General features: G+C 69.5%; 15 protein-coding genes. 5 read left to right on the top strand and 10 right to left on the bottom strand.

The window, feature by feature from the left end:
- Nucleotides 1-52 precede the first annotated feature (52 nt).
- Nucleotides 53-3,451 carry a transcription-repair coupling factor gene (gene mfd, locus ACZ5MC_RS20100; protein ID WP_306602273.1) on the bottom strand — a complete coding sequence of 1,133 codons (3,399 nt, stop codon included), beginning with the start codon at nt 3,449-3,451 and terminating at the stop codon, nt 53-55.
- A 107-nt stretch (nt 3,452-3,558) separates the two neighbouring features.
- Between mfd and ACZ5MC_RS20095 the strand changes: the two genes are divergently transcribed.
- The 3 genes from ACZ5MC_RS20095 to ACZ5MC_RS20085 all read left to right on the top strand — a co-directional run bounded on the left by ACZ5MC_RS20095 (nt 3,559) and on the right by ACZ5MC_RS20085 (nt 7,662).
- Complete coding sequence (locus tag ACZ5MC_RS20095; RefSeq protein WP_306602272.1) at nt 3,559-5,280, top strand: RecQ family ATP-dependent DNA helicase; 1,722 nt, start codon at nt 3,559-3,561, stop codon at nt 5,278-5,280.
- A 108-nt stretch (nt 5,281-5,388) separates the two neighbouring features.
- Nucleotides 5,389-6,966 (top strand): IPT/TIG domain-containing protein, encoded by a 1,578-nt coding sequence (locus ACZ5MC_RS20090; protein ID WP_464516622.1) that lies wholly within the window; start codon nt 5,389-5,391, stop codon nt 6,964-6,966.
- 114 nt (nt 6,967-7,080) lie between these two features.
- On the top strand, nt 7,081-7,662 hold the full coding sequence (locus tag ACZ5MC_RS20085) for a DJ-1/PfpI family protein (RefSeq protein ID WP_306602270.1): 582 nt from the start codon (nt 7,081-7,083) through the stop codon (nt 7,660-7,662).
- 49 nt (nt 7,663-7,711) lie between these two features.
- Here ACZ5MC_RS20085 and ACZ5MC_RS20080 read toward each other — a convergent pair whose 3' ends face one another.
- Genes ACZ5MC_RS20080 through ACZ5MC_RS20065 form a run of 4 tightly spaced genes read right to left on the bottom strand, consistent with a single transcriptional unit; the run spans nt 7,712 to nt 13,988 of the window.
- Nucleotides 7,712-10,879: an efflux RND transporter permease subunit gene (locus ACZ5MC_RS20080; RefSeq protein WP_464516621.1), complete on the bottom strand. Its 3,168-nt coding sequence runs from the start codon at nt 10,877-10,879 to the stop codon at nt 7,712-7,714.
- 3 nt (nt 10,880-10,882) lie between these two features.
- On the bottom strand, nt 10,883-11,992 hold the full coding sequence (locus tag ACZ5MC_RS20075) for an efflux RND transporter periplasmic adaptor subunit (RefSeq protein ID WP_306602268.1): 1,110 nt from the start codon (nt 11,990-11,992) through the stop codon (nt 10,883-10,885).
- A 26-nt stretch (nt 11,993-12,018) separates the two neighbouring features.
- Entirely contained in the window at nt 12,019-13,323 is a 1,305-nt protein-coding gene (locus ACZ5MC_RS20070) for a TolC family protein (protein ID WP_306602267.1), read from the bottom strand.
- 2 nt (nt 13,324-13,325) lie between these two features.
- Nucleotides 13,326-13,988, bottom strand: a complete 663-nt coding sequence (locus ACZ5MC_RS20065) for a CerR family C-terminal domain-containing protein (protein ID WP_464516620.1) — start codon at nt 13,986-13,988, stop codon at nt 13,326-13,328.
- Nucleotides 13,989-14,120: 132 nt separating this feature from the next.
- Between ACZ5MC_RS20065 and ACZ5MC_RS20060 the strand changes: the two genes are divergently transcribed.
- Both ACZ5MC_RS20060 and ACZ5MC_RS20055 read left to right on the top strand, forming a co-directional pair.
- Nucleotides 14,121-14,459 carry a hypothetical protein gene (locus tag ACZ5MC_RS20060; RefSeq protein WP_306602265.1) on the top strand — a complete coding sequence of 113 codons (339 nt, stop codon included), beginning with the start codon at nt 14,121-14,123 and terminating at the stop codon, nt 14,457-14,459.
- 13 nt (nt 14,460-14,472) lie between these two features.
- Nucleotides 14,473-15,036, top strand: coding sequence for a hypothetical protein (locus tag ACZ5MC_RS20055; protein ID WP_306602264.1), 564 nt, complete (start codon nt 14,473-14,475; stop codon nt 15,034-15,036).
- On the opposite strand, the gene ACZ5MC_RS20050 is transcribed toward ACZ5MC_RS20055, so the two are convergent.
- The 5 genes from ACZ5MC_RS20050 to ACZ5MC_RS20030 form a co-directional block, all read right to left on the bottom strand.
- On the bottom strand, nt 15,033-16,619 hold the full coding sequence (locus tag ACZ5MC_RS20050; protein WP_464516619.1) for a hypothetical protein: 1,587 nt from the start codon (nt 16,617-16,619) through the stop codon (nt 15,033-15,035). The two genes, ACZ5MC_RS20055 and ACZ5MC_RS20050, sit on opposite strands and share 4 nt — an antisense overlap.
- A gap of 34 nt (nt 16,620-16,653) precedes the next feature.
- A complete protein-coding gene (locus tag ACZ5MC_RS20045; protein WP_464516618.1) occupies nt 16,654-18,777 on the bottom strand; it encodes an alpha-ketoacid dehydrogenase subunit alpha/beta in 2,124 nt (707 codons plus the stop codon).
- Nucleotides 18,778-18,934: 157 nt separating this feature from the next.
- Nucleotides 18,935-20,215, bottom strand: a complete 1,281-nt coding sequence (locus tag ACZ5MC_RS20040) for a (Fe-S)-binding protein (RefSeq protein ID WP_464516617.1) — start codon at nt 20,213-20,215, stop codon at nt 18,935-18,937.
- A gap of 1 nt (nt 20,216) precedes the next feature.
- Nucleotides 20,217-21,524 carry an FAD-binding oxidoreductase gene (locus ACZ5MC_RS20035; RefSeq protein WP_464516616.1) on the bottom strand — a complete coding sequence of 436 codons (1,308 nt, stop codon included), beginning with the start codon at nt 21,522-21,524 and terminating at the stop codon, nt 20,217-20,219.
- Nucleotides 21,514-22,911 carry an FAD-linked oxidase C-terminal domain-containing protein gene (locus tag ACZ5MC_RS20030; RefSeq protein ID WP_306602259.1) on the bottom strand — a complete coding sequence of 466 codons (1,398 nt, stop codon included), beginning with the start codon at nt 22,909-22,911 and terminating at the stop codon, nt 21,514-21,516. The genes ACZ5MC_RS20035 and ACZ5MC_RS20030 overlap by 11 nt, the downstream gene beginning before the upstream one ends.
- Between the last annotated feature and the right edge of the window lie 7 nt (nt 22,912-22,918).

The raw sequence follows: 22,918 nt of genomic DNA, 5'->3' as shown, positions 1-22,918 counted from the left end.
GGGTTATTCCTAAAGGGTTTATTTTGTCAGAGCGGGGCGGCGCCTACCACCTTTAGAATTTCGCCCAGGCCGCCAGGATCTCCTGGGCCTGCCGGACGGCGGCGTCCCCGGGCGCCGGGGCGGCCACGAACACCGTCCCGTCCGGGTTGAACTGGCCCCCCTTCTGCTGGCGCACCCAGGCCATGAGCTTGCCGGGGTCCACCGGCGTCTGGGGACTCAGGCGCAGCTTGAGCCGGCCCTTCTCCGCCGACACCTCGCCCACGGCCAGGGCCTGGGCGAGGATCTTCACCCGCAGCAGCTCGAAGAAGCGCGCGCTCTCCTCGTCCTTCTCGGGGACCCGGCCGAAGCGGTCCTCCAGCTCCAGGCGGTAGAGCTCCAGGTCGCGTTCCGTGCGAAGGCGGGAGGCCCGCTTGTAGGCCACGAGGCGCTCCGAGGCCTGGTCCACCCACAGGCGGGAGAGCTGGGCGGCGCCCAGTTCGATCTTCACCTCGAAGGTCCCGCTGGGCTGGCCCTGCAGCTCCTGGAGGGTCTCCTCCAGCAGCTTGATGTAGAGCTCGAAGCCGATGTCGTGGATGTGGCCGGACTGCTCCCCGCCCAGGATGTTGCCGGCCCCGCGCAGTTCCAGGTCCTGGGCCGCCACGCGGAAGCCCGAGCCCAGTTCCGAGAAGTCCTCCAGGGCCTGCAGGCGCTTGCGGGCGTCCTCGCTGATCTCGCCCTTGCCGGGGATGAGGAGGTAGGCGTAGGCGGGCACGTCGCTGCGGCCCACGCGGCCGCGCAGCTGGTAGAGCTGGGAGAGGCCGAAGGTGTCGGCGCGGTGCACGATGAGCGTGTTGGCGTTGGGCACGTCCAGGCCGTTCTCCACGATGGTTGTGGCCACCAGCACGTCGATGCGGCCCTCCATGAAGCCCAGCATGGCGGCCTCCAGGGCGTCGTCGGTCATCTGGGCGTGGCCCACGCCCACCCGCGCGTCGGGCACCAGCTCCCGGATGCGCGCGGCCACGGTGACGATGGACTCCACGCGGTTGTGCACCACGTACACCTGGCCGCCCCGGCGCAGCTCGAACTGGATGGCGGTGGCGATGAGCTCGTCCGACCAGGGGGCCACCACGGTCTCGATGGCCAGGCGGTTCTTGGGCGGGGTCTCGATGAGACTCATCTCCCGCAGGCCCGTGAGGCTCATGTGGAGGGTGCGGGGGATGGGGGTGGCGCTCATGGCGAGGACGTCCACGTTGGCGCGCATCTTCTTGAGCCGCTCCTTGTGGCTCACGCCGAAGCGCTGCTCCTCGTCGATGACCACCAGGCCCAGGTCGCTGAACTTCACCCGGGCGCCCAGCAGCTGGTGGGTGCCGATGACGATCTCCACCTTGCCGGCCTCCACGTCCTGGAGGATGGCCTTGGCCTCGGCGGCGTCCACGAAGCGGTTGAGCATCTCGATGCGGATGGGGAAGGCCGAGAAGCGCTCCTTGAAGGTTCGGAAGTGCTGGAAGCACAGGATGGTGGTGGGGCAGAGCACCGCCACCTGCCGGCCGTCCAGGGCCACCTTGGCCGCCGCGCGCATGGCCACCTCGGTCTTGCCGAAGCCCACGTCGCCGCACAGGAGGCGGTCCATGGGCACCGGCCGCTCCAGGTCGGCCTTGATGGCCTCGGTGGCCTCGATCTGGTCGGGCGTGGGCTCGAAGGGGAAGGTGGCCTCGAACTCCGCCATCTCGGGGCCGTCCGGGGGGTAGGCGTGGCCCGCCTCGAGCTTGCGCTGGGCGTAGAGCTTGAGCAGCTCCTCGGCCATGTCGCGGATGGCCTTCTTGGCCCGGCGCTTGACCTTGGCCCAGGAGGCGCCGCCCAGCTTGTCCAGGGGAGCGAGGCCCCCGTCGGGGGAGACGAAGCGCTGGATGAGGTCGGCCCGTTCCAGGCTGACGTTGAGCTTGCCGCCGTCGGCGTAGCGGAGCTGGACCACCTCCTGCTCCTCCCCGCCGATGTTCAGGGCGCCGAAGCCCAGGAACTCGCCGATGCCGTGGTCCAGGTGGACAACCCGGTCCCCGGGCTTGAGGTCCCGCAGGTCCGAGAGGAAGGGCGCGGAGCGGCTCCGCTTGGGGGGCGCGGCCAGGGCCTTGCGGCCGAAGACCTCGCGCTCCGTGAGCACCAGGAGCCGGGGCTCCTTCAGGAAGCTTCCCGCCGACAGGGGCAGGTGGACGGTGCGGCACCCCGGCTGGGTGCCGAAGGAGACGGGCAGCTCGTACTCCTGGAGGATCTCACCGAACCGGTCGCGCATGCCCGGGGTGGAGCCGGCGAGAAAGACCCGGTGGCCGGAGAGGGCCAGCTCCTGGAGATGCTCGGCCAGATCCCCGAGACGGCCGTGGTAGTCCCGGGGGGGCGTGGCCTGGAGGGGCACGGTGGCCTCGCTCTGCCACTCGGTGAGCAGGAGGGTGGTGCGGCTGGGATCCGTCGCCAGGAAGCGGTCCTCGAACTCGGGGCACACCACGCCGCCCCGGCGCAGCACCGCGAGGCTCTCCCCGATGCGGGCCCGCTCCCGGTCGGCCACGGCCTCCTCCCACTGGGGCTCCAGGCGCACCCGCAGGCAGGGCGGAACCCAGTGCGCCAGCTGGCCCTTGGGCTGGGCGAGCATGGGGTAGAACAGCTCCTCGCCGGGGAAGTGGCCGTGGGTCGCCAGGCGCGAGCGCCGGAATTCCAGGTCGTCCTCGGGCTCGGGCGTGAGCCCCGCGCGGCTCGCCACCGCCGCGAGCAGCGGGCCGCCTTCGCCGCGCTCGCCCTCGAAGCGGGGGTAGAGCGTGATGGCCTTGAGCAGCTCGCCGCTGCGGCGCTGGGTGTCCGGATCGAAGGGGCTCAGCTTCTCCAGTTCGTCCCCGAAGAACTCCAGGCGCAGCGGCGTGTCCAGGTGGTCGGGCCACAGGTCCACCACCAGGCCCCGGGCGCTGAACTCGCCGGGGCTCCCGGCCAGCTCGGTGCGGCGGTAGCCCAGGGCCACCAGGGTCTCCAGCAGGAGCTCGCGGGGCACCTCGGTGCCCTGGGCCAGCTCCAGCTTCTGGCGCTGGAACCAGGTGGGGTGGGGCAGGCGCTCCAGGGCGGCCAGGGGCCCGGTGACCAGCACCTGCACCCGGTGCTCCAGGAGGCCGATGAGGGTGGCGAGGCGGTCGCGGGTGACGACGAAGGGGGGGCTGGACTCGCCGCCCGCGAAGGGGGCGAAGCCCGGGAAGTGGGCCACCCGGGCATCGGGGAGCGCCACGGCCAGGTCGTGGGCGAGGACCTGGGCCTCCAGCTCGGTGGGGGCGTCCACCCAAAGGGTCTTCTGGCGCCCGTCCCCGCTGGTCCAGCGCGCCAGGATGAGGGCCAGGGCGGTGGGGGAGGTCCAGCGCAGGCGGGCGCCCGCCTCCTCCAGGCCGCCGGGGTCCAGCAGGCGGAGGAGGTCGTTCAGGGCGGCGCGGTCTTGACTGCTCATGTAATCAGTGTGCCCCAAGGAAGAAGCAGTGAATATGAATGCAGGATGGGACCGGCATTTGGCATCCGGGGCTCCAGGCCTGACAATGGAGTCCTGCCCGGTGGTCCATGCCCCTTGAAAAAGATATCCAGACGCTTCGCCTCCTGTTCGAATCCGGGGAACGGGACGCGTGCCGGCAGTCCCTGGGGGCCCTGAGGGACCGCTACCGGGCCGAGCCGGGGGCCTTCGACCCGCGCTCCATCGGCACCCTCAAGGAGATCGCCGAGGCGCTCAAGGGGGAACCGGATCTCAAGGCCCGGCTCAAGTCGGTCTTCGGCTTCGACACCTTCCGTCCGGGGCAGGAGGAGGTCATCCGCGCGGTCATGGCCGGGCGGGACTGCCTGGCGGTGATGCCCACGGGGGCGGGGAAGTCCCTCACCTACCAGCTGCCGGCGAGGCTCCTGGGCGGCACGACCCTGGTCATCTCGCCGCTGATCGCGCTCATGAAGGACCAGGTGGACGCCCTCGTGGACGCGGGGCTCCGGGCCACGTTCCTCAATTCCTCCCTGGAATCCGGCGAGCGCCTGGAGCGCATCCGGCAACTGCACCGCGGCGAGTACGAGCTGGTGTACGCGGCGCCGGAGGGCATCGAGCAGAGCGTCGGCCCCTTGCTAGACCGCTTGGACCTGCGCCTCATCGCGGTGGATGAGGCCCACTGCATCAGCCACTGGGGCCACGACTTCCGCCCCGCCTACCGGAACCTGGCGGGGCTCAAGGCGCGCTTCGGGCACCTGCCGGTGCTGGCCCTCACGGCCACGGCCACCACGGAGGTGCGCCGGGACATCATCGCCCAGCTGGGCATGAACGCGCCCCTGGACTACCTGGGCTCCTTCTTCCGGCCCAACCTGCGGCTCCATGCCGTGAAGAAGGGCGGGGACGCCCCCGAGGTGCGGGAGGCCATCTTCGACCTGGTGCGGGCCCGGCCGGGGCAGAGCGGGATCATCTACTGCCTGTCGCGCAAGTCCACCGAGTCCACCGCCGAGTACCTGCGCAGCCGCGGCGTGCGGGCCCTGGCCTACCACGCGGGCCTCGACCCGCAGGCGCGGGAGGCCGCCCAGGAGGCCTTCCGGCGCGACGACGTGGACGTGGTCACCGCGACCATCGCCTTCGGCATGGGCATCGACAAGAGCAACATCCGCTACATCATCCACCGGGACCTGCCCAAGAGCCTGGAAGGCTACTACCAGGAGATCGGCCGCGCCGGACGCGACGGCGCGGACGCCGACTGCGTGCTGTTCTACTCCTGGGCGGACGTCATGAGCCTGGAGCGCTTCCTGGACGGTCTCGACCCCGCGGTGGCGCAGGTGCAGCGCAAGCAGATCCGCGCCATGTACGATTTCGCGGAGATCCGGTCGTGCCGCCACCGCGCGCTGGTCGGGCACTTCGGCGAGCGCATCGAGGCATGCGGGTGCTCCTGCGACGCCTGCACGGGGCGGGACGTGCTGGGCGAAATCCCGCTGGCGGCGGCGTTCGGCGGCTCCCGTGCGGGCAAGAAGGCAAAGGTTCCCAAGGGAAATTTTCAGTTTCCTCCGCCCGCGGCCTCCGCCCCGGAAGAAGGGGGGGGAGATGCGGTTTTATTCTTGAAACTCAAGGCTTTGCGCAAGCAGATCGCGGACCGCAGGAACCTCCCCGCGTATATCGTTTTCAGCGACGCGACCCTCCACCAGATGGCCCGTTTCAAGCCGCTCACCCCGCAGGAAATGATGGCTATCAGTGGAGTTGGGCCCAAAAAGCTGGAGACGTACGGGGAGGATTTCCTCCGGCTCCTGGCCGAGCCCATGGACCCTTGACCCCCCTCGGGTCGAACAGCTAACCTTCCTTGGGGTTGTCAATTTTTTCAGCACATTCCAGGCTTCTCCCCGCCCTGGAGTGGTCTCCTTTGCGCAAGGAACACGGAAATGGTCGGACGAAACTGCTGGTCGATGGTGACGGTCGCTTGCCTCGTGGGGGCGGTGGGGTGCCACAAGAGTAGTAACCCCGCAGCCTCGTCGATCCCCGTCATCACCTCCTTCACGCCCTCGCAGGGCCTCACCGGCTCCGCCATCGAGCTGACCGGCTCGGGCTTCGACGGGACCACGACCGTGAGCGTCGGCGGCGCCACGGCGGACTGGAAGCGGCACAGCAACACCTCCATGACCGTGACGGTGCCCGACCAGGCCATGTCGGGCGTCATCGCCGTGGTGAACTCCCTGGGCAGCGGCGGGAGCACCTCCAACTTCAACGTCATCCCCACCGTCACCGCCATCAGCCCCACCAGCGGCTCCCCGGGAACCACCGTGACCCTCACGGGCACCGGCTTCACCGGGGCCCAGATCGTCAAATTCGGCACGGGGCCCGCAGCCAACTTCTACGTCAACAGCTCCACCCAGCTCCAGGCGGTGGTGCCCCTGGGTTCCAGCACCGGCCCCATCACCGTCACCACGAACACCGCCGGCGTCCAGCTCACCGCCACCTCGCCCACCTTCACCTATTCCGGGGGCGGCGTCGAGGCTCCCGTGCTCACCTCCTTCGCGCCCAGCCAGGCCGGGACCGGGGACTACGTGGTCCTCGCGGGATCGGGCTTCACGGGCGTCTCCGGCGCCACCATCGGCGGGATCAGCTCCTACTTCTCCGTCAACAGCGACACGGTGATGAGCGTCCAGGTGCCTTCGGCCGCGGCCTCGGGCTTCATCCAGCTCACCGGCGTCCTGGGGACGGCCACCTCGGCGGCGCGCTTCCTGGTGACCCCGACCCTCTCCGCCTTCACCCCCGCCACCGGGCCCTCCGGCACCCTGGTCACCCTCACCGGGACCGGGTTCTCGGGCGCCACCCAGGTCACCTTCGGCAACGCCGTGGCCTCCAGCTTCATCGTCATCGACTCGAACACGATCAAGGCCAACGTGAAGGCGGGCTCGGCCACCGGGGTCATCACCGTGGCCACCAACGGCCTGACCTGCTCGAGCTCCTCGAACTTCACCTTCGTGCCCGACGCCGTCAACAAGCCCGCCGTGACGGGCATCGCCCCCCAGAAGGCCGCCGTCGGCGAGACGGTGACCCTCACCGGCACCGGGTTCACCGGGGTCACCAAGGTGACCGTGGGCGGCGCGGACGCGCCGGACTTCACCGTGGCCAGCGACACCACCCTCACCGTGAAGGTGCCCGCCGCCGCCGCCGCGGGCTTCATCTCCGTCACCAATGCGCTGGGATCGGACTCCTCCCCCTCCCTGTTCACCGTGAATCCCTCCATCACCTCCCTGTCCGCCCTCAGCGGCAAGGTCGGCGCCACCATCACCATCACCGGGACCGGCTTCTCCGACCCCACCTCCTCGGGCAATTCCACCCTGGTCTTCGGCAGCGGTCCGAACGCCAGCTTCATCGTGGTCGGCCCCAACACCATCACGGCCACCGTTCCCGCCGGGGCCACCACGGGCGTCGTGACCTTCACGGCCTTCGGAACCGCGGCCGCGAGCACCGACACCTTCACCGTGCTGCCCTAGCGCGGCCTGGCACCCCAGAGGCCGGCTCCCTGGAGCCGGCCTTTTTCATGGCGGATTTTACCCAAGCGGAGCTAGAATTCGGCAGCTATCCCCCACCCCACCCCGGAGGCTCCCATGGCAGCGAAGAAGATCCTGATGCTCGTCGGCGATTTCGTCGAGGACTACGAAGTGATGGTCCCTTTCCAGATGCTCCTCATGGTCGGCCACACCGTCCACGCCGTGTGCCCGGACAAGAAGGCCGGCGACTTCGTGCGCACCGCCATCCACGACTTCGAGGGGGACCAGACCTACTCCGAGAAGCCCGGCCACCGCTTCACCCTGAACGCCGCCTTCGCCGAGACCCGGGCCGAGGACTACGACGCCCTGGTCATCCCCGGCGGCCGCGCCCCCGAGTATCTGCGCCTGAATCCCAAGGTCCTGGACCTGGTGCGGGCCATGGCCAAGGCCGGCAAGCCCATCGCCGCCATCTGCCACGGGCCCCAGATACTGGCCGCGGCCGGCGTCCTGGAAGGCCGGCCCTGCTCGGCGTACCCCGCCGTGGGCCCCGAAGTGACCGAAGCCCGCGGGGTCTTCGTGGACATCCCCGTGGACAAGGCCCACGTGGACGGCAACCTCGTCACCGCCCCCGCCTGGCCCGCCCATCCGGACTGGATCGCGAAGTTCCTGAAGGTGCTGGGGACGCGCATCGAAGCCTGATCCAGTCCCTGAAGAGGAAGGGCCCGGCGAACCGGGCCCTTTCTCCGTCCTACCGCGGGAGGCGGTCCCTGAGTTTGCCCCAGGCCTTCTTCCACGTGAACGCGTCCAGCAGGTCGAAGAACACCGGGATCACGATGAGGGTGAGCATCGTGGAGGTGATGATGCCGCCGACCACGGCGCGGGCCATGGGGGCGCGCATCTGGGCGCCGGCGCCGATGGCCAGGAAGAGCGGCAGCATGCCTCCCACCATGGCGAAGGTGGTCATGAGGATGGGTCGCAACCGGGTGGTGCCCGCCTCGATGAGGGCGTCCCGCCGGCTCATCCCGCCCTCCCGCATGTTCTGCAGGGCGCGGTCCACCAGGAGGATGGCGTTCTTGGTGACCAGGCCCATGAGGAGGATGAGGCCGATGCTCGTCATCATGCTCTGGGCGTCGCCCGTGATGAGCAGCATCATGACCAGGCCCACCATGGACAGCGGGAGGCTCAGCATGATGGTGATGGGGAGCTTGAAGCTCTCGAACTGGCTGGCCAGGACGAAGTAGATGAAGGCCACGGCCATGAGCATGGCGGTCCCCATGTAGCCGGCGGTCTCCTTGTTGTTGCGGGCGGAGCCGGTGAAGGCCACCTCCACGCCCTCGGGGAGCTTGCGCGCCAGCTTCAGGTAGGACAGCTTGAGGTTGGCGTCGGCCACCACTTCGTTGAGGGAACGGCCCTCCTTGTTGGTGGAGATGAGGATCTGGGACTGCAGGGCGCGGCGCTGGAGCCTGGCGGGGGCCGTGGTCTCCTCGAAGCGGGCCACGTTGCTGAGCTTGACCTGCAGGTTGTTGCCGGCCTTGTCCTTCTTGGTGGAGCCCACGCTCATGGCCTCCAGCAGGTCGCCGCGGGACCGGTTGATGTCGGAGAGGCGCACGGTGACGTCGTACTGCTCGCCGGTGCCGGGATCCTCGAACTTGGCCACGTCCACGCCGTCCACCAGGGGCCGCACGAGGTTCGCCACGGCCATGGGGGAGACCCCCAGGTCCGAGGCCCGCCTGCGGTCCACGGCCAGGCGCAGCTCGGGCTTGCCCCTGTCCTTGCTGCTGGAGACGTCCACGACGCCATCCACGCCCTTGAGCAGCTCCCGCACGATGGGTTCGGCCTGCTCCATGGACCTGCGGTCCGGGGACATGACGGCCAGGGCGATGGGCTTGCTGTCGCCGAAGTCGGATACGGCGGAGATGTCGGTCTCCACCCCGGGCACGGCCCGGAAGCGGTCCCGGAGCTCCCGGCGGATGTACATCATGTCCCGGCGGTGGCCCTCGGAGAGCTTCACGTAGATGGAGCCCTCCGTGATGCTCCCGTTGAGCCCGGTGCCGATGGTGGTGTAGACGTGCTCGATCTCCCTGTTCTCGGTGCCGTCGGGCTTCGTGGCGATGAGGTGCTCGAGCTGGGCGGCCTTGCGCTTGGCGGCCTCGAGGCTCGCCCCGGACTCCACCTTGAAGCCCACCTGGAAGTCGCCGCGGTCGTAGTCCGGCATGAAGTCCCCGCCCAGGAGGGGCATGAGCAGGAAGGCCAGCACCAGGCTCCCGAAGCCGATCCCGAGCACCGTCCAGCGGTGGTCCATGGCCCAGGTGATGGCGCTGCGGTACCACGCCTCCCAGCCGTCCAGCTTGTCGTTGAACCAGTCGACGGTCTTCATGATGAAGCGGCGGTGGCCGTGGTGGGACTCCTGGTAGCCCTTCTCGTGCTCGGGATCGGGCCACACGGCGCTGAGCATGGGGTCCAGGGTGAAGCTCACGAAGAGCGAGACGGCCACGGCGAAGGCCACCGTGATGCCGAAGGAGAAGAAGAAGCGCCCGACGATGCCGCCCATGAAGGCCACGGGGATGAACACGGCCAGGATCGAGAGGGTGGTGGCGATGACGGCCGGGCCGATCTCCGCGGTGCCTTCGCGGGCGGCGGTGATGTGGTCCTTGCCCATCTCGGCGTGGCGGGTGATGTTCTCCCGCACCACGATGGCGTCGTCGATGAGGATGCCGATGGCCAGCGAGATGGCCATGAGGGTCATGGTGTTCAGGGTGAAGTCCAGGGCCTTCATGATGGTGAAGGTGCTGATGACCGACACGGGCAGGGTGAGGCTGGTGATGATGGTGGAGCGCCAGCTCTTGAGGAAGTAGAAGACGATGATGACGGTGAGGATGCCGCCCAGGACGATGGAGAGCACCACGTCGTCGACGGAGTCGTTGATGAACTTGGAGTTGTCCTTGGCCTTGACGGTCGTGACGCCCATCTTGGCCAGGTCGGGCTGCAGGCGCTTGACCGCGGCGTCGACGCTGCGGACCATCGAGACGGTGTTGCCCCCGATCTGCTTCTGGATCTCCAGGGCCACGGCGTCCGTGCCGTCCATGCGCGCCAGGCTGCGCTTCTCCTTGATGCCGTCCACCAGGGTCGCCACTTCGCGGAGCTCGATGGGCCGGCCCTTCTGGTTGCCGACGATGACGTTGTTGAAGTCCTCCACGCGCCGGGCCTTGGCGTCGACCCGCACGCTGATCTCGCGGGTCTCGGTGAGCAGGTTGCCGCTGGGGATGGCCATGGTGTCCTGGCCCAGGGCGCTCATCACCTGGGGCAGGGTGAGGCCCAGGGACTCGAGCTTCTGGGGGTCCACCTGCACCAGGATGTTGCGGGTGGAGCCGCCGACCACCTCGGCCTTGCCCACGCCGGGGATGTTCTCCAGGCGGCGCTTGAGGAACTCGTCGGCGATGCGGGTGACCTCGCGGTTGTTCATGCCCTTGTGCTTGTCGTCGGGCTTGACGATGAGGCTGAGCACGGGGAGCTGGGCGGGGTCGAACTTCTGGATGATGGGTTCCTTGATGGTGTCGGGCAGGTTGCGCCGGATCTGGCCCACCTTGCTGCGCACGTCGTCCAGGGCCTTGTCCACGTCGCGCTCGATCTCGAACTCGATGGTGACCGTGCCCAGGCCGTCCTGGCTGGTGGAGCTGATCTCGCGCACCTTCTCGATGGGGTTGACGGCCTCCTCGATCTTCTTGATGACGTCCTGCTCGACGGCATCGGGGCTGGCGCCGGGGTAGATGACGCTGATGGTGACCACCGGCATGTCGACCTTGGGAAAGCTGTCGAGGCCCAGGCCCTTGATGGAGAACAGGCCCAGGACCACCAGCGCGAGCATCACGCAGGTGGTCAGTACGGGCCTCTTGATGGACAGATCGGAAAGGAACATGGCTCACTTCCCCTTTTCGGTTTCGAACTGCAGGCGGGTGCCGTCGGCCACCAGGTCGCGGCCCTGGGCCACCACCTTGCTGCCCACGGGGAGGCCGTCCACGGAGCGCCAGCCGCCCTGGTCGGGGCCGACGAGCACCCGCTTGCGCCGGGCGACGCCGTTCTCGTTCACGAAGACGTCGGCATCGCGGCCCACGGCGGTCAGGATGGCGCTGGGCAGGGCCGGGCGCAGGGTCTCGCCTTCGCCCAGGATCACGCCCTCGGCGAAGAGGCCGCTCTTGAGGCGGCCGTCGGTGTTGGGCACCTCCATGCGCACCCGCAGGGTCCGGCCGTCCTGCATGACCGAGCCGCTCACCTGGGTGAGGGTGGCCTCGAAGGGCTGGTCGAAGCCGGCGATGCGGAAGGAGGCCTTCATGCCCTGCTTGACCGCGGCCACGGCCTCGGCGGGAAGGTCCGCCTGGATCTCGAGCTTGCGGTTGTCCACCACGGTGAAGGCCGTCTGGCCGGGGGTGAGCATCTCGCCGGGCTGGATGAGGCGCTGGGCCACTTCCCCGGCGAAGGGTGAGGTGATGCGGGACTTCCGCAGGCGGCTCTTGGCCAGGCCCAGGTTGCTTTCGGCGGCGCGGACCATGGCCATGGCCGCGTTGAAGTTGGTCTCGGCCTGCTGCGCGGACTGGCGGGTGACGCTGCGCTTCTCCAGGAGGCTCTGGGCGCGCTCGTTGTCGCGCCTGGCCTGCTGGGCCTGGGCCTGGGCCTGGGCCAGCTGGGCCTCGGCGGCCTGCACCGACAGGAGGAGGTCGTCCTCGTCCTGGGCGGAGAGCACGGCGCCGGCGGCGACGCGGTCGCCCTCCTGGACGATGACGCGGGTCACCCGGCCGGAGACCTCGGCCTTGAGCTCGGCGCGGTTCACGGCCAGGAGGGTGCCGGTGAAGGCGATGGCGCCGCGGAAGGCGTGGTTCTCCACGGGGGCGAGGGTGACGGGTACGAAGCCCTCCAGCTTCGTTCCGCGCTGGCGGACGATCTCCGCGTGCTTGCGGTACTGGTGGACGCTGATGGTCCCGGCGATGAGGACGGCGGGAAGGGCCGCGTAGACGATGGTTTTGGGGAAGCTCATGGGTTACCTCGTGGGGTCCGGGACGATCAAAGGGGAGGGAGGCCGCAGGAGCGGCGGTAGTCGAAGAGCGCGGTCCACACGCCCAGCTGGGCGCGGCGGCGCTGGCTCTCCTGCTGGCGTTCGGCGCGCTCGGCCTGGAGGAGGTCCAGGGACGTGATCAGGCCCTGGTCGTAGGATTCCCGGCTGTTGCGCAGGGCCTCCAGGGCGGCCTTGTAGGCCGACCGGGCCGCGTCGTGGAAGGCCAGGGCCTTCTGCATCTCGCGCTCGGCGCTGCTGCGCTCCACCGCGATGGCGCGCTCCTTGTCGATGCGGGCCTGGGAGACCTGCTCGAGCTGGGCGCGGTTCTGGGCGCGCTTGCCGGAGGAGCGCAGGCCGTCGAAGACCGGGAACTTCATGGTGACGTTCACGCGCCAGGTGTCGTAGGGCTCCTTGAAGAGGTTGGGGGTCCGGTTGGCCTGGTAGCCGTACGAGGCGTTGAAGTCGAACTTGGGCCGAAGGTCGGACTTGATGATCTGGTCGTTGGCGCGGTACATCGCCTCCTGGGTCTTGAACTGGGAGATCTCGCTGCGCTCGGCGGCGGTGATCGACAGGCTCGTGTCGGGCACCCCCGGGTCGGTCAGCTTCAGGGGGGTCCGGGGATCCAGCCCCAGCTGGCCGTTGAGGAGCTCCATGGCGCGCTTGTAGGCGGCCTCGGCCTGGAGGTTCTCGGGCACCACGCCCAGGTACTCGCTCTCGGCCCGGAGGCGGTCCAGCTCCGTGGCGCTCTGGGCGTCCAGCTTGGCCTTCACGTCGCTGAGGAACTGCTCGGCGGTCCGAAGGCGGGTCTGCACCACCTCCAGCTCGGCCTGGGCCGCCAGCACCCCGATGTAGGCCTTGGCCACCCCGTGGAGGGTGTCCAGCTCGGCGGTGGTGTAGGCGAAGGCGGCCTCCTTCTCGCCCATCTTCGCGATCTTCACCGCCGTGCCCAGCTTGCCCCAGTAGAAGAGGGGCTGGGAGACGGTGGCCGAGGTGGTGTAGAGCGTGGTGGGCGACACGAGGCTGGAGGGCTCCATTCCGAAGGCCCCGACCACGCTGCCCAGGTTGCTGTTGAGCAGGGACACGTCGCGCACCCGGGTGAAGTCGCCGTTGAGCGAAACCTGGGGCAGGGCGTCGGCGCGGGTGCTGGTGATGAGGCCGCGCCGCTCCTCCACGCGGGCCTTGGAGGCCTGCAGCATGGGGTTCTCGGTGCGGGCGCGGGCCAGGGCCCCGCCCAGGTCGAAGGCCAGGGGGGGCGCCTGGGGCGGGGTGGGGGGAAGCTGGGCCACTTCGGCCGCGGGGGGGAAGAACACCATGGTCATGCTCCTGGGAACGCTTCGGGGATGGCGAGGCCCCGGAGGCTGAATTCGGTGATGTGGCGGGCGACGGCCTTGAGGTCCCGGGGGTAGTCGGGCTCCCCCCGGACCAGGCGGATCAGCTTGAGGTTGTTGTGGAGGTGGACCACCTGGCCGAAGATGCTGTTCAGGTACTCCAGGGCCCGGAGCCGCTCCAGGTCCGGGCGGAGGATCCGGATGCAGGCCATGAGGTGCTCCGTGGTGGGCCGCAGGTGCTCCAGGATCAGGTCGGCCACGTCCTGGCGGGGCGACTGCAGCTCCCGGGTCACCAGCAGGAGGCTGGCCTGGTCCAGTTCCGTGCCGCCGGAGCAGGCCATGAGCTCGTTCATGAGCGACTCGATCATCTCCCCCACCGCCAGGATGGCCAGGCGCCTGGCCTCGGGCCCTTCGGTGTCGGCCGGGGGCAGGGGCGGCATCACGGGACGGGAATTGAAGATGTGGCGCAGGGCCTCGGCGTAGAGGCCGGTCTTGCCGCCGAAATGGTACTGGACCAGGGCCGAGTTGGCCTGGGCGCGGCGGGCGATCTCCCGGATGCCCGTTGCGTCGAAGCCCTTCTCCGCGAAGCACAGGATGGCGGCTTCCAGAAGGCGGATCCGGGAGGACTGTTCGGTTTCGGGGTGGGTCATCGGGACCTCGGAAAGGCTTAATCAAACGGATGATCAAGCTCTCTTCATCTTAATCAATCGATTGATTGGGTCAAGGACTTTCTCCGGGAGGGCCCGTTCCATGCTATTTCTGTAAGGAATGAGGAGCACGTGATGCTGTTCTACATCTCCCTGTACGTTTTGGCGGCCATCCTGCTCTTCCAGGGCACCCAGCTCCTGGGCGAGCTGTCGGAGCCCCGGGAGGCCCTCCCCTCCGAAGTGCGTCCGGGTCCCTCCTGGGCAGCCCGCTGGGGCGGCTTCCTGGTCACCTACGGCGCCGCCATGATCCTCGCCGGGATCCTCAGCCACCCCTACGAATGGTTCCAGGGCTCCCTGGGGCTCCTGAGGGGCTTCGGCGTGGCCATCGAGGTCCTGTTCGGGCTCTGGCTGGTCTTCGGGCGCAAGGTCGACTACGCCCCCGCCCCCGGCGCCCCGGCCCCCGCCCACCACTGAGCAAAGGAACACGATGACCGCAGCACCCAAGGCTCCCAAGAAGGAAAAGGAAAAGCGCCAGACGCCCGAGGAGCGCCTGGAGGCCATGCGCTACAACCACATGATGTACGGCCCCACCGAAGGCGAGCTGAAGCTGGCCCCCAAGAAGATCGACTACGGGATCTCCTACATCAAGCACCCCAAGTTCCAGAGCCTCATGACCGCCTTCAAGCGGGGCGCCGAGTTCAAGTTCGACGTCACCTCCGCCGGCAAGGTCATCACCATCGCCACGGACGGCTCGCACATCACCGTCAACGGCAAGGTCCTCTTCTACTCCCGGATGCTGAACCGGTACGAGAACAACCTGCTGCTGAACAAGGCCACGGCCATCCAGAACGCCACCAGCGACCCCCTGGTGCACCTGGTCTTCGCGGTGCTGCGGAGCTTCCCGGAGCTGGCCGGGTACCAGGTCAACTACCTGAACAAGAAGTTCTGGAACGGCAGCGAGGCGCTGGACACGGGGCAGGTGGAGGAGGACGCCAACCTCCTGATCGGGTCCTTCAAGCACAACAACACGCTGGAGAAGACCCGCCGCTAGGGCAGCAGGGTCCGGTAGATCCCCGGCTTCCCGTCGCGGGTGCTGAAGAAGTAGAGGGTGCGCCCGTCCGGCCCTAGCACCGGGCTGGCTTCGGTGCCCTTGGTGTTGATGCCGGGGCCGAGATTCCTTGGGTTTGACCAGGATCCGTCCGCGGAATGGCGGCTGAGGTAGAGATCGCTCCCTCCCTCTCCTCCCGGGCGGTTGCTGGAGAAGACCAGGGTGTTGCCGTCGGGGCTGACGGCCAGTTCCGCCTGGTCCTGGTCCGGCAGGTTCAAGGTGGCCAGCGGGATGCCCGGGGCGAACCCCTTCCCGGAGGGCTTCGCGGCGTACACCAGGGAATTCGGCGCGAGGTTGCCCTTGCTGCCCGTGAAATAAAGGGTCCCGTCGGCCGTGACGGACGGGGAATCGATGAAGGATTCGAGGCTGTCGTCCAGGAGGTTGCCGAGCCATTCCGGCCTGCCCCACCCCTCCGGGCCTTTGCGCACCGCCAGCAGGGCTGCGTCGGACACGCTGCGCAGGGCCCTGCCCGGGGCCGCCTGGATGGACACGTAGTAGAGGGTCGAGCCGTCCGGGGCAAGGGTCACGGCCATGTGGTAGCCTTCCCTGGCGAAGGACGCGGGTTCCGGGCGGGTCCAGGCCCCGGCCACCAGCCGGGATTCCATGATGAGGCGGTGGGCCTCGGCGAAGCACGCGGTCTTCCCGTCCGGGCTGAACGTGACCCCGAACGCGTTGGGACGGGCGATTCCGCCCGGGGCGAAGGGGATCGCCTTGCCCCCGGGCGCGTCCAGGGCCTCCGTGGCGATGCGGTAGATGCCGGGCTCCCGGTCCTTCCCGCCGTTGCTGGTGAAGTAGAACCACCGGCCATCCGGAGACCAGGCGGGGCAGTACGCCCCCAGGCCCGCATTCACGCCGGGTCCCAGTTTCCGGGGCGCGCCCCAGGCCCCGCCGGCGAACTGGGTGAGGTAGAGCGCGCACCCGGGCCCGTCCAGGCCCCGGGCGAAGACGAGCCGGTTGCCGTCCGCGGAGACGGCCGCGTCGAATTCGTCCGCGGCCGTGTTGACCGGAGGGCCGAGGTTCTCGGGGGTCGCGAAGCCGTCCCCATCCCGCCGGGCGCGGAAGATGTCCCGCCCCCCCAGGGAGCCCCTGCGGGCGGTGAAGTAGAGGTCGCCGGCCGCCGTCACCGACGGGAAGGCGAACCCTCCGTGCTTCCCCTGGATCGTGATGTCCAGGCACCGGGGTTCCCCCCAGCCCCCGAGGCCGCGCCTGGACACCCAGAGGTCGTTGGGCCCCGCGGCCTCTCCGGTCCGGGGCCGGTTTGACCAGAAGAACAGCTGGGTCCCGTCGGGCGAGAAGAAGGGATCGCCCTGCTCGAAGTCCCGCGAGAAGGGGAGGGTCTCCGGGGCGCTCCAGGCGCCGTCCTCCAGCCGGGAGATGCGCAGGAAGGAATGCGCCTCGGGGAAGTAGACCGTCGCTCCGTCGGGCGCCAAGGCGATGGAGCGCACGCCGGCCCGGAAGAGGACCGGCCCGTCCGCCCGGCAGGCCACGCCCGCCAGGCTGAGGAGAACCAGCGCCAGGATGTTCATGGGCGCCTCGAAGCGGCTTGGGATGAATGCATCCCTAGATCTTAGCCAGACTCCGGTACGCTTCGAGGAAATGGCTGGCCTGGGGCAGGATCTCGTCCTCCAGGCTGGGGTGGTAGGCCACCCAGGTGTCCTTGGCGGCCAGTCTGCGCACCGGCGCGTCCAGTTCGAAGAAGAGCTCGTCCGCGATGCGGGCGGCCAGTTCGGCGCCATAGCCCCATTGGAGCGTGTCCTCGTGGGCCACCAGGACCCGGCGGGTCTTCTTCACGGTGGCGGCGATGGCGTCCCAGTCGTAGGGGTTCAGGGTGCGCAGGTCGATGATCTCGACGGAAAGGCCTTCGGCCTCTGCCTGGCGGGCGGCCTGTACGGCCCGGTACACGGTGCTGCCGTAGGTGATGACCGAGAGGTCGGTGCCCTCGCGCACGGTGCGGGCCTTGCCGAACGGGATCATGAAGTCGGGGCCGGGGTCGTTGCCCTTGTTGTGGGTCTGCCGGTAGAGGTGCTTGGGTTCCAGGAAGAGGACCGGGTCGTCGCAGCGCATGGCGGTTCGCAGCAGGCCCGCTGCGTCCAGCGCCCGGCTGGGGTACACCACGCGCAGGCCCGGAATGTGGGTGAAGGAGCTCTCCGCGCACTGGCTGTGGTAGACGGAGCCGCCCATGAGGTAGCCGCCGATGGGCACCCGGATGACCACGGGGGCCTTGAAGTGGTTGTCGCTGCGCCAGCGGATGGTGGCCAGCTCGTCCCGGATCTGCTGCATGGCGGGCCAGATGTAGTCCATGAACTGGATCTCCACCACGGGCTTGAAGCCGCGGGCGGCCAGGCCGATGGCGCGGCCCACGATGGTGGCCTCGGCCAGGGGGGAGTTGAAGACCCGGTTCTCCCCGAAGATGCGCTGCAGGCCATGGGTGGCCTTGAAGACGCCGCCCTTGCCCTTGAGCTCGTCCAGGATCTCGGGGCGGCTGGCGTCCGCCACGTCCTCCCCGAAGGCGAGAATCAGGGGGTTGGCGGCCATCTCCTGCTTCAGGGTGATGTTGATGAGGTCGATCATGGTCTTGGCGCCGGTGCCCTGGTCCCCGGCCTGGGCCTCCCGGTCGAAGGCCGCCGACGTGGGGTCGACCTCCTCGCTGTAGAGGTGGCGGGCGTAGGAGCCGCTTTCGGGCGGCGGCGCGTCCGCGGCCTCGGCCCAGGCCCGGTCCACCTCGTCCTGCACCTCGGCCTTGAGGCTCGCCAGCTCCCCCGGGGTGAGGAGGCCCTCCCGCAGGAGGCGCTCCGGGTAGGTGGTCACCGGGTCCCGCCGGGCCTCGTCGGCGCGCTGGGCGGGGGTCTTGTAGAGCTGTTCGTCGTCCGAGAGGGAGTGGGAGTAGGGCCGCACCACCCGCGCGCGCACCAGGGCGGGGCCCTTGCGGGCCCGGGCGTGGGCCACGGCCGTGCGCACCGCCTCGTAGCTGGCCACGGGGTCGCAGCCGTCGACGTTGTCGACGACCATAAGTCCCTGGGCCTCCCAGCCCTTGAGGAGCGCGGCCACGTTGGCGCCGGGGTACTGCACCTCGGTGGGGACGGAGATGGCGTAGCCGTTGTCCTCGATGAGGTAGACCAGGGGGACCTTGAGGTTCACGGCGCTGTTGACGGACTCCCAGAACTCGCCCTCGGCCACGGTGCCGTCGCCGCTGGTGACGAGCACCACCTCGCCTTCGGTCATGCCCAGGCGGTCCTGGAGGTCCTCGCGCCCGGCCCGGAGGATGGCCTCGGCGGCGCCCACGGCCTGGAGGAACTGGGTGCCCGTCGGGCTTGAAGTAGTGAAAATGTTAAGCTTATGGTCGGACCAGTGGCCGGGCATCATGCGGCCCCCGGTGGCGGGATCCAGCCTGGAGCCCACGGAGCCCAGGAACATGTCCCGGGCCGACACGCCCAGGCCGTAGGACAGGGCCCGGTCCCGGTAGTAGAGGAAGAACCAGTCCCTGCCGGGCTTCAGGCAGAGGGCGGCGGCGGCCTGCAGGGCCTCGTGGCCCGCCCCGTTGATCTGGAAGTAGACCTTGTTCTGGCGCTTTCCCGTGATCTCCCGGTCATCGATGCGCCTGGAGGCGTAGATGGTGCGGAAGAGACCGATTCTCTGCTCCCGGGAAAGGCTTTGAAGATCGGGGACCGTCTCGGTTTTCGCCACAGGCGCTCCTCTCGCCGAAGCCCGGCGGGCGAAGTGAATCTATCACAACCAAATTGGTCAACCATACAGGTTCCGGCCAAACCATAGATGTGCACAGACCACCCGGACCGCAACCGGGCGGATTCATGCGTGTGGCCGGTCTGCCGGTCTGTCCAGGTCAATCGGCCGCGGCGTAGGCCTCGTCGAGGATCTGGCTGACGTGGCGCACCCGCACCTCCAGGCCCTTGCGCCGGGCGCCGTAGCCCAGGTGCATCATGCAGGCGGGGCACTCGGTGGCCAGCGTCTGGGCGCCCGTCTTCGCGACGTTGCCCATCTTCCGGTCCAGGACGCCGGTGGCCTCCTCGTGGTGGAGGAAGGTGTAGCTTCCGGCGGCGCCGCAGCACCAGTCGGCCTCGGGCAGCTCCTTGAAGGTCACGCCCGGGACGGACTTGAGGAGCTTGCGGGGCTGGGCGGTGATCCTGGCGAAGCGGTTGGAGAGGTGGCAGGGATCGTGGTACGTGACGGTTCCGGTCACGGCGCCCAGCTCCCCCTCCAGGCCGATGGAGGCCAGATACTCGCTGAAGCTCCGCACCTTGGCCGAGAGGGCCGCGGCCCTGGCGCTGTAGACGGGGTCGTCCTTGAGCAGGTGGCCGTACTCCTTGAGGTGGGTGCTGCAGCTGCCGCAGTCGGAGACGATGGCCTCCAGGCCCTCGGCCTCCTCCGCCATGTGGTCGACGTTCTTGCGGGCGATGTCGCGCGCGGCGTCCAGGTCCCCGTAGGCGTGGGCGGGGCGGCCGCAGCAGGTGTTGTCCATGATGGTGGTGGCGCAGCCGTTGCGGGCCAGGACCCGCAGGGTGGCGCCGACGACCTCCGGGAACTCGAAGGAGAGGCCGCAGGAGGCGAAGTAGCCGATGCGGTGCCTGACCTCGGCGGGCCTGGGCACCCGCTCCTGGTCGCCCCGCAGGAAGGCCCTGGCGTCCATGGGGGGCAGCATGGCCTCGGTCACCTGGAAGCGGCGGTCCACGAGACGCAGGGCCCCGGACCTTTCGACCACTTTCACCAGGCCGTGCCGCTTGGCCCACAGCGCCAGGCGCCCGGCGCTCTCCAGGCGCTTGTTGTCGGCCAGGATCTCGCGGAACAGGAAGCGCTGCCACGCGGGCTGGCCGTGGCGCTTGATGTAGGCGTGGCGGATGGCCAGCACGGTCTCGTCGGTCCTGATGGCCGGGAAGCAGTGGGCCGTGCAGCCGCGGCACAGGAGGCAGTCCTCGAGGGCCGCCGCCACGTCGGGGGTCAGTTCCATGTTCCCCAGGATCAGGGCCCTGCCGATCGCCTGGCGGCCGCGGCCCAGGGAGTGCTCGGAACCGGTGGTGCGGAACACGGGGCAGCCGGCCTGGCAGAAGCCGCACCGGTTGCACTGCGCGATGGTGTCGTAGAGGGGGAGGAGTTCGGGGGTCGCCATGTCAGATCCCGGCCACGAAGCGCCCGGGGTTGCAGATCCCCAGGGGGTCGAATTCAGTCTTGAGCCTCTTCATCATGTCCACTCCCCCCGGGGGGGTTCCCCAGGCGTCGAACCGGGCCTTCAGGGACCGGGGGGCCGCCTCCAGGACCAGGCTGCCTTCCGCAGCCTCCGCCTCCCTGCGCAGGCCCTCCAGGACCATCAGGGCCTCGCCCGGATGCGGGTCGGCGCCGGGGGCCAGCAGGACGCGGAGGACACCGGTGGCCGCATGGGCCGTGACCACCGCTTTCAGCCCGGCCTCCCGGGCCATCCCCTCCGCCGCGGCCACCAGGGCCGGGGTGGCGGAAAGGGGCACGGCGATGCGGCAGAGGATGGGGTCGTAGGCGCCCTCGAGCAGGTCCCGGATGCCTTCCCAGGCCCGCGAGGCCGCGGCCTCCTGCAGGACGTCGGCGGTGCCGCCGCCATCCTGGAAGAAGCCGGTGAAGTCCCGCACCTGCCGGTCCACCGTCTCGGAGCTGCCCGACAGGGAGACCGCCAGGACGCAGGTGCCCGGGGGACCCCCGAGGAGCTGGGCGGCCTCGACATTCAGGAATTCCAGGGCCTCGGGCAGGAGGAAGGAGGCCAGGGTCCGGCCCACCACCGCCCAGGCGGTGGCGGCGTCGGGGAAGCGGCCGATGACGGCCGCGCGGCGCGCGGGCATGGGCAGGAGCTTGAAGGTCACCTCGGTGATGATCCCCAGGCAGCCCAGGCTGCGGATGAAGAGCTTGTTCATGTCGTAGCCCGAGACGTTCTTGATGACGCGGCCGCCGCAGTGGATGCGCTCGCCGTCGGGGAGCACCACGCGCATGCCCAATACCCAGTCCCGCACGGTGCCGTACTGGAGCCGGCAGGGGCCGCTCGGGTTGGCCGCGACCAGGCCCCCCAGCGTGACGCGGCGCAGGCCCGGCGGGTCCAGGGGCAGGACCGTGCGGTCCTTGGCGACCAGGGCCTGGAGGGCCTCAAGGCGCATGCCGGCCTCGGCGCTGATGCAGAGGTTGGCGGGATCCCATTCCACCACCCGGTCCAGGCGGTCCAGGTGCACCAGGACGTCGGCCCGGGCCGGCGGGTTGCCCAGCCCCAGGGAGGTGCCGCCCCCCAGGGGGATCATGGCGGCGCCGGCCCCGGCGCAGGCGCGGACCACGGCCGACACTTCGTCCTGGGTGCCGGGGCGCACGGCGAGGGTGGGCCTGACGCCGTCCACGGGTTCGCCGGGGCCGTACACGAGGCCCGGGCCGACGATGGATTCGAGCCGGGAGCGCAGTTCAGCGTTCACAAGCCACCTCCTTGGCCGGGAAGATCTTCCCGGGGTTGGCCAGGTTGGCGGGGTCGAAGGTCGTCTTGACCCGCCGCTGGGCCTGGATGTCGGCCTCGCTCATCACCAGGCGCATGGCGTCCAGCTTCTCGAGGCCCACGCCGTGCTCGCCGCTGATGGTTCCGCCCAGCTCCGCGCAGAGGGACAGGATCTCCATCCCGGCCTTGAGGACCCGGGCCTTCATGTCCGCGTCCCGCCAATCGAAGAGGATGAGGGGGTGCAGGTTGCCGTCGCCGGCGTGGAAGACGTTGGGGATGCGCAGGTCGTACTTGGCGGCCACCTGCGAGACCTTCTTCAGCACCTGGGGCAGTGCGGTGCGGGGCACCGTGCCGTCGCACACCAGGAAGCTGGGCGCGAGGCGCGCCACGGCGCCGAAGGCCCCCCGGCGCCCGGCCCAGAGCAGGGCCCGCTCCGCGTCGTCCTTGGCCACCCGCACTTCACGGGCGCCGTGGGCCCTGCACAGGTCGCTGATGGCCGCGGCCTGCGACTCGAGGTCGTCCCGGAGCCCGTCCACCTCGATGAGCAGGAGGGTCGCGCAGTCCATGGGCAGGCCGCAGTGCAGGGACGCCTCCACGGCGTGGATGACGAGCTGGTCCATCATCTCCAGGGTGGCGGGGACCATGCCCGCGGCCACGATGGCCGACACCGTCTCGCTGCCCTCCTCGATGCTGTCGTAGATGGCCAGGAGCGTCTTGACGGACTCGGTCTGGCGCACGACTTTCACGAGCACCTCGGTGCAGATGCCCAGGGTCCCCTCGCTGCCCACGAACAGGCCCGTGAGGTCGAAGCCCGGGATGTCCGCGGCCTTGCCGCCCAGCTTCTCCACGCGGCCGTCGGGGAGGACCACCGTGAGGCCCAGCACGTGGTTGGAGGTGACGCCGTACTTGAAGCAGTGGGGCCCGCCTGCGTTCTCGGCCACGTTGCCGCCCAGGGTGGCGGCCTTCTGGCTCGCGGGGTCGGGGATGAACTGGTAGCCCAGGGGCGCCAGGGCGTTGCCCAGCTCCAGGTTGAACATTCCCGGCTGGACCCGGGCCCGCAGGTTCGGGATGTCGATCTCCAGGAGGCGGTTCATGCGGATCATCTCGATGACCGCGCCGCCCCCGAAGGGGATGGTGCCGCCGGTGAGGTTGGTGCCCCCGCCCCGGGGCACGAAGGGCCTGCCGTGGCGGTTGCAGCACTGGACCACCTTGGCCACCTCCTCGGTGGACTGCACGAAGACCACCGCCTCGGGGCGATGTTCCTCGAGGTAGCCGTCGTACTGGTAGAGCTGGAGGTCCACGCTGGACGCCAGCACGTTGGATCCGCCTACGATCTCCCTGAGATCCCGGATGAAGGCCTGCTCGCTCATCGCTCAC

Source organism: Mesoterricola sp. JemC181, from assembly GCF_055384585.1.
The sequence above is the reverse complement of the archived record's forward strand: the minus strand, read 5'-3'. Positions and strand labels throughout refer to the sequence as shown.

Bases quoted from the DNA above. Each gene is read 5' to 3' on its own strand.
- ACZ5MC_RS20050 (WP_464516619.1), bottom strand. From the start codon at position 16,619: ATGAACATCCTGGCGCTGGTTCTCCTCAGCCTGGCGGGCGTGGCCTGC.
- ACZ5MC_RS20030 (WP_306602259.1), bottom strand. From the start codon at position 22,911: ATGAGCGAGCAGGCCTTCATCCGGGATCTCAGGGAGATCGTAGGCGGA.
- ACZ5MC_RS20070 (WP_306602267.1), bottom strand. From the start codon at position 13,323: ATGGTGTTCTTCCCCCCCGCGGCCGAAGTGGCCCAGCTTCCCCCCACC.
- ACZ5MC_RS20055 (WP_306602264.1), top strand. From the start codon at position 14,473: ATGACCGCAGCACCCAAGGCTCCCAAGAAGGAAAAGGAAAAGCGCCAG.
- ACZ5MC_RS20060 (WP_306602265.1), top strand. From the start codon at position 14,121: ATGCTGTTCTACATCTCCCTGTACGTTTTGGCGGCCATCCTGCTCTTC.
- ACZ5MC_RS20095 (WP_306602272.1), top strand. From the start codon at position 3,559: ATGCCCCTTGAAAAAGATATCCAGACGCTTCGCCTCCTGTTCGAATCC.
- ACZ5MC_RS20040 (WP_464516617.1), bottom strand. From the start codon at position 20,215: ATGGCGACCCCCGAACTCCTCCCCCTCTACGACACCATCGCGCAGTGC.
- ACZ5MC_RS20075 (WP_306602268.1), bottom strand. From the start codon at position 11,992: ATGAGCTTCCCCAAAACCATCGTCTACGCGGCCCTTCCCGCCGTCCTC.
- ACZ5MC_RS20080 (WP_464516621.1), bottom strand. From the start codon at position 10,879: ATGTTCCTTTCCGATCTGTCCATCAAGAGGCCCGTACTGACCACCTGC.
- ACZ5MC_RS20085 (WP_306602270.1), top strand. From the start codon at position 7,081: ATGGCAGCGAAGAAGATCCTGATGCTCGTCGGCGATTTCGTCGAGGAC.
- ACZ5MC_RS20090 (WP_464516622.1), top strand. From the start codon at position 5,389: ATGGTCGGACGAAACTGCTGGTCGATGGTGACGGTCGCTTGCCTCGTG.
- mfd (WP_306602273.1), bottom strand. From the start codon at position 3,451: ATGAGCAGTCAAGACCGCGCCGCCCTGAACGACCTCCTCCGCCTGCTG.
- ACZ5MC_RS20065 (WP_464516620.1), bottom strand. From the start codon at position 13,988: ATGACCCACCCCGAAACCGAACAGTCCTCCCGGATCCGCCTTCTGGAA.